Genomic DNA, 9,279 nt, shown 5'->3' with positions numbered 1-9,279 from the left:
CAGGCGCGGCTGGCCCACGAGGTCGCCGCCCGGCTCGGGGCGGCGCCGCTGCGCTCGGCGACCGAGGCGCTGGTGCTGCGCGGCCGGCTGGACGTCGACCTGCCGGGGGTGCGTGCCGTGAGCGCCTCGGCCGTCCTCACGCCGCGGGAGCAGTCGGTGCTGGCGCTGCTGGCCCAGGGGCGGACCAACCGGCAGATCGGTGCCGAGCTCTACATCAGCGAGAAGACCGCGAGCGTGCACGTCAGCAACATCCTGGCCAAGCTCGGCGCGAACGGCCGCACCAAGGCCGTCGCCATCGCCGCCCAGCGGGGCTTGCTGCCCATCACCTGACCGCGCGCATCCGACACCGGAACGGCTAGTTCCGCTGACATGCGTCACTGGAGAGCGTGCCGTATGTTCGGCGAGCTGGCGGGCGGGAGTGTGGGGGAGGGCCGCAGGTGGCGTCGAAGGTCTCAGACGCCGTGCCGCTGCTCCTCCAGACCTTCGACCGATTCGCCGCTCTTGACGTTGAGAGGCGAACATGGCTCGAGCTCGCCCAGGGCCTGCTCCTGGTCTGCCGGCAACGGGATGGCTCGGCGCGGGAGTGGACGTCCGCGTCGCCGCCGTCATGGGTCGAGGACGCTTTCGTGGCGATCGCGGCACAAGCACTGCGGCTCATGCCAACCGGAGGACCTAGCGCTTTCGTGGACCTGGCGCTGGTCGCGCAGCTGCGGGCACTCGGCGAGGCAGAGCTGACTTCCATGTCGCCCCCGGGGAGCCTGTCCGAAGGTGTGGTCGCCCACGGCCTTGCGCTCGCAATCGATCACTATGCCGGTCAGACGTTCGTCGAGACGTTCCGAAGCAACCTTCGCGCGGAGCTGAGGCCGGGGGATCCCTATCCCTTGGCGCCACACGACCCGCGCGGATGGCTCGGAGGCCGCTCGGCGAACACCCGTCCGGACCGCCTGCCCACTCGGCGGCTCGATCGCATCCCGCATCTGCGGCTGGCCGACGACCGACACTCCCGGTACGGCGTGGTGCTCGACTTCGACATGTGGAACCACCTGGCGCCGTTGAGCGCGGTGGAGGGCCTGTGCATCGCCACCGTGCACCCGAACCTCACGCTGGATGAGTTCCAGATCGTCGAGGAGACCCGCGATGGTCGCCGGCTCGTGCGCAACCTCGGGCCCCGTTCGCCGGACACTCAGCACGACGTCCTCGTCCGCGCGGTCGGCATGGCCGTCGACCGAGGCGCTGAGGTGGTCGTCCTCCCCGAGTACTGCCTGGCCGCCGATGAACGTGAGCGGTTCCAGAACGCCGTCGATGGGCTGCCCGGGCAGCCCCTACTGCTGGTCGCGGCGACGAGTGAGGTGATGGAGGCTGCTACCGGCGGCTACTTCCACAATGAAGCGTGGGTGTCGGTCCCCGGACCTCCCGGGGCAAGCGTGGATGGCCGCCGCGCCCGTGGATTCGGTCTCCACAAGATCTTCGCTGCCGAGATCGACCACGCGGCAGAAGGGATAGCCGGGGCGACCAACCTCGTCATCGTGAAGTCCGAGTCTGTGACGCTCGCAGTGCTGACCTGCAGGGATGCGTCCTCCGACGAACTGATCGACCTCCTCGCCGATTGCGGGGTCAACCTCCTGCTCGTCCCGGCCTTCAGCGACCGGACCGGCAGCATCGTCGGCCTCGCGACGGGTCTCAGCACCCGCAGTCAAGCGTTCGTGGCGGTTGCTGTCGCCCCTGCGCAATGGCTGAAGCTCAGTGGGGAAGCCATGACTTCTGCGCCGGCGGACCGAGCCGAGGCGGCCTTCTCGGCGCCGTACGAGCATCCACCGGTGCCGGTCGTCGTCCCTGCTCCGGATGCGCCGCGCGGGGAGGGCGCGGGGCTATGGCTCTTCGATGTCCCGACTCGCTCTGTCGAGTGGGTCGATGTTTGACAAAGGTTGTCGGATGGATACGGTGGCTCGGTGACTTTCGAGACGACCGCTGAGGTCCTGCGAACTCTGGGGAGACGCCTGGGGGAGGAGGACACGCCCGACCTCGTGTCCGGGACGGGAGTGCTGGGAGACGTCGGTCGCGCCCTCGCAACCGCGTCGGATCGAGACATCCGTGATCTGCAGGCAGCCATCGCCGCCACCCGAGAGCGACTCGACTACCCCGACTCGGGGAACCAGGTCCCGGCGGAGGTGTTGCGCGGCAAGGACGGCACGATGTTCTTCGCCGGAGCGCTGTGGGCCGCGAACGACATCGTGTCGGCTTGCCTCTCGGCGCGGGCGGTCCAGCAGGCTCGCACAGCGACGCGGAATGAGCTCATGGACGTGAGCAGGGACGTGCTGAGTTCTGGCCGGCCGGTGCGGCCGAGTGACATCCTTTCCGCGGCCCGTGAGCGCGGCTTGGCGGCAAGTCCTGATCGGGTGTCGCGCATCCTCGGCGAGTGGCTGGACCAGGGCGACGTGGAGCCCGCCGATACGCCGCCGGGAGCGGACCGTCGGGGGCGCTACTACAGGTTCGTCGGTCACTGAGCTGCACGATCGCCTGGTCTCCCATGGCTTCGTCGAGAAGGCCTCGTCAGCCGGCCTGGGGGGCTGGCGCGAGTCTGCTCGTCGCCCCTGGGAGTGCGCTCGGTCTGTCGATAGCGGTCGCACCGCCCGGAGTCGCCCGCTGACCCACTCGCGCCCGCGGCGACAAGGGACAGGGTCAGAGCATCGTGCGGAGGCGCTCGCGGCGGGCGCGGAGGACGTCGACCGACGCGGACGCCGACGGCGGGCCGGGCACCGACTGCCGCAGCTGCGTGTGCACCACCGCCTGGGGCTGAGCGGTGCGCGCCGCGACCCGGTTGACCAGCTTGTTGATCTCCCGCCGCAGCTCCGCGGCGTCGCGCCAGGAGCGGCCGGCGTCGTCCTCCTCCGGGTGGTCCTCGACGAGCATGAAGTCGCCGTCGTCGGAGCGGTGGCTCGCGGCGATGCGGACCCTCAGCTCCTCGTCCCGCTTGGACAGCAGCTCGGCGGTCTGCGCGGGGGTGAGCAGGCCGGGGATGCCGAGGAACTCCTCGTCCTCCTCGCCGACCACCACCGTGCCACCGCCCGGCCCACCCGAGCCCTCGCCGGTGTGCGCCGTGCCGCTGTGCAGCACGTGCGCGAAGCGCGCGTCGGCCTCCAGCGCCTCCCACTGCTTCATCTCGCCCTCGCGCGGCTCCCGGGGCGGCAGGTCGAGTGCCTCCAGCTCCTCGTCGGGCTGGCTGCGGGGCGGCGGCATGACGTGGTTGCGCTGCTCCTCCATGGCCGCCGCGAGTGAGAGCAGCGGCCGCACCGCGGGGAGGAACACCGTCGCCGACTCGTGCGGCGACCGGGAGCGGACCACGCGGCCGACGGCCTGCGCGAAGAACAGCGGCGTCCGGTACGAGGTCATCCACGCCAGCACGGCGGCCCGCGGGACGTCGACGCCCTCGGAGATCATCCGCACGCAGACGGCGATCCGCGCCGAGCCGGTGGCGAAGCGCTCGATCTTCTTCGAGGCCTTCGGGTCGTCGGAGAGGATCAGCTCGGCGGCCTTGCCGGTCACCCGGCGGACGATCTTGGCGTAGGCGCGGGCGTCGTCCTGGTCGCTGGCGAGGATCAGCCCGGCGGCGTCGGGCATGCCGTTCTCCCGCAGGTGGGTGATGCGGTCGTCCATCGCTGCGATGACGTGCGGCACCCACTGGCCCTTGGGGTCCAGCGCTGTGCGCCAGGCCTGCATCTCCACCGAGCGCGTGCCGGCCTCCGACAGCGACGCGGCAACGACCTCGCCCGCGGAGTTCCGCCAGCGCGACGTCCCGGTGTAGGCGGCGAACACGACCGGCCGGACGACGTTGTCGGCCAGCGCCTCCTTGTAGCCGTACGTGTAGTCGGCGCGGCTGACCAGCCCGACGCCGGCTGACTCCTCGCTCCCGCCCGACCCGCCCATGTCGCCCTCGAAGGTGTCCTCCTCGTAGCGGACGAAGGGGATGCGCTCGTCGGGCTTGGTGCGGAAGGGCGTCCCGGTGAGGCAGAGCCGGCGGGCGGCGAAGGCGTAGGCCTCCTCGACCGCCTCGCCCCACGAGAGGCCGTCGCCGGCGTGGTGCACCTCGTCGAGGATGACCAGGCTCTTGACGGCGGTGGCCCGGGCGGCGTGCAGCATCGGCTTGCCGGCGACCTGCGCGTACGTGGTCACGTAGCCCTGGGTGCCGGCGCGCACCGGGCCGACGGCGTTGGTCAGGCCCGGGTCCAGCACGATGCCCATCGCGTCGGCGGCGTCGGCCCACTGCATGCGCAGGTGGTCGGTCGGGCAGACGACCACGACACGGGCGACCTCGCGGCGGGCGAGCAGTCGCGCGGCCAGCGTCAGGGCGAACGTGGTCTTCCCGGCGCCGGGCGTAGCGGTGACCAGGAAGTCCTTCGGGGACTGCTCCTCGTACTGCGCGAGAGCGGCCTGCTGCCACGCTCGGAGCGGCCGGCTGTTCGTCTGCGGGCTCGAGGCCTCCGCTCGCACTGCACTCCCCATGACCGGTCCATCTTCACTGCCGGGAGGCCAACACGCCCAATCGGATGCCTCCCGCGCGCCTCGCCGACTACGACGTATAGGCGCCGCCGACAGGGCTCTGACCAGCACGTATGCGAGTCAAGGGGCAAGACGTGTGGGGATCCTCATGCTCCGTGACGGACCGGCTCGTCACCCCGCCGGTCACGGCGATCCCAGGAGTCCCCGGTGACCCGCTCAGGCCTGGGCGCTGCGGTCCTCCAGGACGCGCTCGGCGAAGCGCCAGCCGGCGGCCGTCTTCACGTACCGGTCGACGTAGCGGGGCGCAGCCGCCACCACCCAGGACCCCTCGGCGGCCGCCAGCAGGACCATGTCCGCGGTCCCGTGGGCCTCCGTCGCGGAGTCGACGACGACGTGCGTCGCGCCCATGATGTGCCGCAGCTTCGGGCCGGAGAGGACCCCGTTGATCCACTCGACCAGCGCGGGACGGCCCTCCAGCGGCATCGCCCAGGCCTCCATGCGGCCGTCCTCGGCGAACAGCTCGCTCCACTCCTGGACCTGCGCGTCGTCGACGAGGTGGGCGTAGCGCGCGACCAGGTTGCGGATCTCGCTCTCGGCGACCAGCTGCTGGATCTCGTCCATGGGGACCTGCCTCTCGGGGGACCGACCGTTGTCGATCAAGCTACGGCCAGGCGTGCCGGAGGAGTGGCGCGGGTCTCAGGAGGAGGCGGCGGCACTGTGCTGGTCCTGCCCCCTGCAGGGTCCCGCCGCGAGCGTGCGAGCGGTCGGGGCAGGGGGTCCTCTTTCAGTCGGCGGGCTCGTCCACCCAGTCGGGGCCGTTGACCTCGCCCGGACCGGCGAGGTCGGCGGCGTCGACGATCGTGTACGCGTAGCCCTGCTCGGCGAGGAAGCGCTGCCGGTGCGCGGCGTACTCGCTGTCCAGGGTGTCGCGACTGACCACCGTGTAGAAGTGCGCCTGCCGGCCGTCGGCCTTCGGGCGGAGCACCCGGCCGAGCCGCTGCGCCTCCTCCTGCCGCGACCCGAACGTCCCCGACACCTGGACGGCGACGGCGGCCTCGGGCAGGTCGATGGAGAAGTTGGCGACCTTCGAGACGACGAGGGTGCGGATCTCGCCGGTGCGGAACGCGTCGAACAGCCGCTCCCGCTCCTTGTTCGTCGTCGACCCCTGGATGACCGGGGCGTCGAGCGCCGCGCCCAGCTCCTCGAGCTGGTCGAGGTAGGCGCCGATCACCAGCGACGGCTCGTCGGGGTGCCGCTCCAGGACCCGGCGGATCACCGGCAGCTTCGACTGCGCGGTCGCCGCGATGCGGTACCGCTCCTCGGGCTCGGCGACGGCGTAGGTCATCCGCTCCTCGTCGTCCAGGGAGACCCGCACCTCGATGCACTCGGCCGGCGCGATGTAGCCCTGGGCCTCGATGTCCCGCCACGGGGCGTCGTAGCGCTTGGGCCCGATGAGGGAGAAGACGTCGTCCTCGCGCCCGTCCTCGCGGACCAGCGTGGCGGTGAGGCCCAGCCGGCGGCGGGACTGCAGGTCGGCGGTCAGCCGGAAGATCGGCGCGGGCAGCAGGTGCACCTCGTCGTAGACGATCAGGCCCCAGTCCTGGGCGTCGAAGAGGTCCAGGTGGATGTACTCGCCCTTCCGGCGGGTGGTGATCACCTGGTAGGTCGCGATGGTGACCGGGCGGATCTCCTTGCGCTCGCCCGAGTACTCGCCGATCTCCTCCTCGGTCAGGGTCGTGCGGGCGATCAGCTCGCGCTTCCACTGCCGCCCGGCGACGGTGTTGGTCACCAGGATCAGCGTGGTCGCCTTCGCCTCGGCCATCGCCGCCGCGCCGACGAGTGTCTTGCCCGCACCGCACGGGAGGACGACGACGCCCGAGCCGCCGGCCCAGAACCCGTCGACGGCTTCCTGCTGGTAGTCGCGCAGGTGCCAGTCGGCCTGGTCGAGTTCGATCGGGTGGGCGGTGCCGTCGACGTAGCCGGCGAGGTCCTCGGCGGGCCACCCGACCTTGAGCAGCGCCTGCTTGAGTCGCCCGCGCTCGGCGGCGTGCACGATCACGGAGTCCTCGTCGATGCGGGCGCCCAGCATCGGAGCGACCTTCTTCGAGCGGATGACCTCCTCGAGCACCGCTCGGTCGGAGGAGGTGAGCACCAGCCCGTGCACCGGGTTGTTGGCCAGGGTGAGCCGGCCGAAGCGGTCCATCGTGTCGGCGACGTCGACCAGCAGCGCGTGCGGCACCGGGTACCGCGAGTAGCGGACGAGCGCGTCGACCACCTGCTCGGCGTCGTGCCCGGCGGCGCGCGCGTTCCACAGCGCCAGCGGCGTGACCCGGTAGGTGTGCACGTGCTCGGGGGAGCGCTCCAGCTCGGCGAACGGGGCGATCGCCGCGCGGCACTCCTTGGACAGCGGGTGGTCGACCTCGAGGAGCAGGGTCTTGTCCGACTGGACGATCAGCGGGCCGTCGCTCAACGCGATGATTCCTTCGGTCGGGGTTCAGGCGCAGACGACAGCGCCGGACTGTCCACGGTAACGCCGCGGGGCGACCTCGCCTTCCGCTCCGTGGCGCACTCAACTCCGCGGGCGCCAGCGCTTCCACACAGCGGTGGCCGCGGCGCGGGGCTTGCCGTCCCAGTGCAGCTGGACGTCGACGGTCATCTGCGCCTCGTCGGCCTCGGTGACCACCGCGAGCAGCGACACCGGTTCGGTCAGCGGAGCCGGTCGCAGGTAGCGGATGTCCAGGCCCGCGGTCACGTACGGCAGCGCCGCACCGGGCAGCGCACGCCAGTCCCGGACGTCCGCCTCGTACAGCACTGCGGCGGCACTGTGGCAGTCCAGCAGCGTCGAGATGATCCCGCCGTTGAGGTAGCCCAGCCCGTTGTCGTGCTCCGGCCACGGCTCGAACGAGGCCACCACCCCCTCGGCAGCCGGCCGGCTGCTCAGCCGCAGCCCGCGCTCGTTCGCCGGCCCGCACCCGAAGCAGGTCAGCTGCGGGACGAGGCGCTCCTGGATGCTGGGCGAGGACTCGGTCATCCGTCCAGCATGCTCACACCCAGGCGTCGCGGCGCAGCGGCGGCTCCTCGCCGCCGGGACGACGCAGCAGCACCTGGTTCACGCCCATGTCGCCGGCCTCGAACGCCAGCGCGCAGGCGGCCATGTAGAGCCGCCACACCCGCGCCCGGCCCTCGCCGGCCGACGCCACCGCGGCGTCCCAGCCGGCCTCCAGCCGGCGCACCCAGGCACGCAGGGTGAGCGCGTAGTGCCGGCGCAGCGCCTCGACGTCGAGCACCTCCAGCGCACCGCCGGCCTCCAGCAGGCCGACGGTCTCGCCCAGGCCCAGCAGCTCGCCGTCGGGGAAGACGTAGCGGGCGATGAACGTGTCGGGGCTCTGCGCCGCCCGTCCCTTGTTCCACGCGATCGCGTGGTTGAGCAGCCGGCCGCCCGGTCGCAGCAGATCGTGCAGCCGCTGTACGTACGCCGGCATCTGCGCACGGCCCACGTGCTCGGCCATGCCGATGGAGCTGACCGCGTCGAAGGGCCCGTCGTCGAGGCCGCGGTAGTCCTGGACCCGGATGTCGATGCGGTCGGTGAGCCCGGCCTCGGCCACCCGCTTGCGGGCCATCCACGCCTGCTCCTCCGACAGCGTGATGCCGACGACCGTCGCGCCGTACCGCTGCGCGGCGTGGATGGCCAGGCTGCCCCAGCCGCATCCGACGTCGAGCAGGCACGAGCCGTCGACCAGCCCGAGCTTGCGGCAGACCAGGTCGAGCTTCGCCTCCTGGGCCGCCTCCAGCCCGACCTCGGGAGACGCCCAGACGGCGCAGGAGTAGACCATCGAGGGCCCGAGGACGATCTCGTAGAAGTCGTTGCCGACGTCGTAGTGGTGCGCAACGGCCGCGGCGTCGCGTCCGCGCGAGTGCCGCCGCCCGATCCGCCCGAGGTCGGCCTCCTCCGGCGGGGGTGCCGGCTCTGGGCCGATCGCGCCCAGGCGCAGCGCCGTACCCGCCAGCCGCAGTCGTTCCCGCGGCGTGCACTCGGCCAGGGAGCCCGGAGCGGCCAGCCGGCCGACCGACGTCAGCGCCTGGAAGGTCGCGAAGACGTCGTCCTCGATGTCGATCTCACCGGCGACGTAGGCCCGCCCGAGCCCGAGCTGCCCCGGTGACCAGACCAGCCGGCGCAGTGCCCGGCGCGATCTGACCGCGATCACGGGGGCGCCCGGCGGGCCGGCGAGCGAGCCGTCCCACCCCCGCAGGCGGAGCGGTAGCTCCTCGGTGCCCAGCACGATGCCCAGGGCGTCGGTCAACCGGTCCGCGACGTTCCGCTGTCCCGCCATGTCCGCTCCTCGTCCTCTGGCGCGAGCGACATGATCATCCCGCGTACCCGCAGGTGAAGGGAAGGGTCAGCGCGCGGCCGGCGGACCGTCCTGCTCGACCAGCGCCACCGACGTGATCCGGTGGACGGCGAAGCGCGCGGTCTCGCCCCGCCGGTCGTCGTACCCCTGGAGGAAGCCCCCGGCCAGTGACACCGGCTGGACCACGCGCTGGCTGCCGCTGCCCTGGGCGTCGACGTAGCCCAGCCACACCGGCGTCCCCTCGCGCACGGCCCGGGAGAGCAGTTCGAGCGTCGACGCCGTCGTCACCCCGGGCACCTGGCGCACGGACTCGCCCCGGCGGGCCGCCACGGCGGCGTCCCCGGCGCGGACCTCGCGGACGATCGCCGCGAGCTCGTCCGCAGCCAGGGGCCGCGGAGCGGGCTGCCCCTCGCTGCCGGTGCGGCGGCTCGCC

At 72.2% G+C, this 9,279-nt stretch carries 9 protein-coding genes; 3 read left to right on the top strand and 6 right to left on the bottom strand.

Going from position 1 to position 9,279, the window contains the following annotated elements:
- The 3 genes from BN344_RS06440 to BN344_RS06430 all read left to right on the top strand — a co-directional run.
- Positions 1-330 (top strand): response regulator transcription factor (locus tag BN344_RS06440; RefSeq protein WP_040337414.1); only part of this gene is annotated, 330 nt, incomplete at its 5' end.
- Positions 331-461: 131 nt separating this feature from the next.
- The gene (locus tag BN344_RS06435) at positions 462-1,919 is read left to right on the top strand and encodes a hypothetical protein (protein WP_155858772.1); all 1,458 of its coding nucleotides are present in this window, start codon (positions 462-464) and stop codon (positions 1,917-1,919) included.
- Positions 1,920-1,949: 30 nt separating this feature from the next.
- Entirely contained in the window at positions 1,950-2,504 is a 555-nt protein-coding gene (locus tag BN344_RS06430; RefSeq protein ID WP_040337412.1) for a hypothetical protein, read from the top strand.
- A 175-nt stretch (positions 2,505-2,679) separates the two neighbouring features.
- On the opposite strand, the gene BN344_RS06425 is transcribed toward BN344_RS06430, so the two are convergent.
- The 6 genes from BN344_RS06425 to BN344_RS06400 all read right to left on the bottom strand — a co-directional run.
- On the bottom strand, positions 2,680-4,500 hold the full coding sequence (locus BN344_RS06425; RefSeq protein ID WP_040337411.1) for a DEAD/DEAH box helicase: 1,821 nt from the start codon (positions 4,498-4,500) through the stop codon (positions 2,680-2,682).
- A 213-nt stretch (positions 4,501-4,713) separates the two neighbouring features.
- Positions 4,714-5,118 carry a nuclear transport factor 2 family protein gene (locus BN344_RS06420; protein ID WP_040337410.1) on the bottom strand — a complete coding sequence of 135 codons (405 nt, stop codon included), beginning with the start codon at positions 5,116-5,118 and terminating at the stop codon, positions 4,714-4,716.
- Between the two features lie 163 nt (positions 5,119-5,281).
- The gene (locus tag BN344_RS06415) at positions 5,282-6,967 is read right to left on the bottom strand and encodes a DNA repair helicase XPB (protein ID WP_040337409.1); all 1,686 of its coding nucleotides are present in this window, start codon (positions 6,965-6,967) and stop codon (positions 5,282-5,284) included.
- Positions 6,968-7,066: 99 nt separating this feature from the next.
- Positions 7,067-7,528, bottom strand: coding sequence for a PaaI family thioesterase (locus tag BN344_RS06410; RefSeq protein WP_040337408.1), 462 nt, complete (start codon positions 7,526-7,528; stop codon positions 7,067-7,069).
- Positions 7,529-7,541: 13 nt separating this feature from the next.
- Positions 7,542-8,828: an SAM-dependent methyltransferase gene (locus BN344_RS06405; protein ID WP_040337407.1), complete on the bottom strand. Its 1,287-nt coding sequence runs from the start codon at positions 8,826-8,828 to the stop codon at positions 7,542-7,544.
- A gap of 66 nt (positions 8,829-8,894) precedes the next feature.
- Positions 8,895-9,279, bottom strand: a 385-nt coding sequence (locus BN344_RS06400) for a WYL domain-containing protein (protein ID WP_040337406.1), incomplete at its 5' end; no start/stop codon positions are given.

Source organism: Candidatus Blastococcus massiliensis AP3, assembly GCF_000582785.1.
Lineage (GTDB): Bacteria > Actinomycetota > Actinomycetes > Mycobacteriales > Geodermatophilaceae > Blastococcus > Blastococcus massiliensis.
This window is presented reverse-complemented; position numbering and strand designations above follow the sequence as displayed.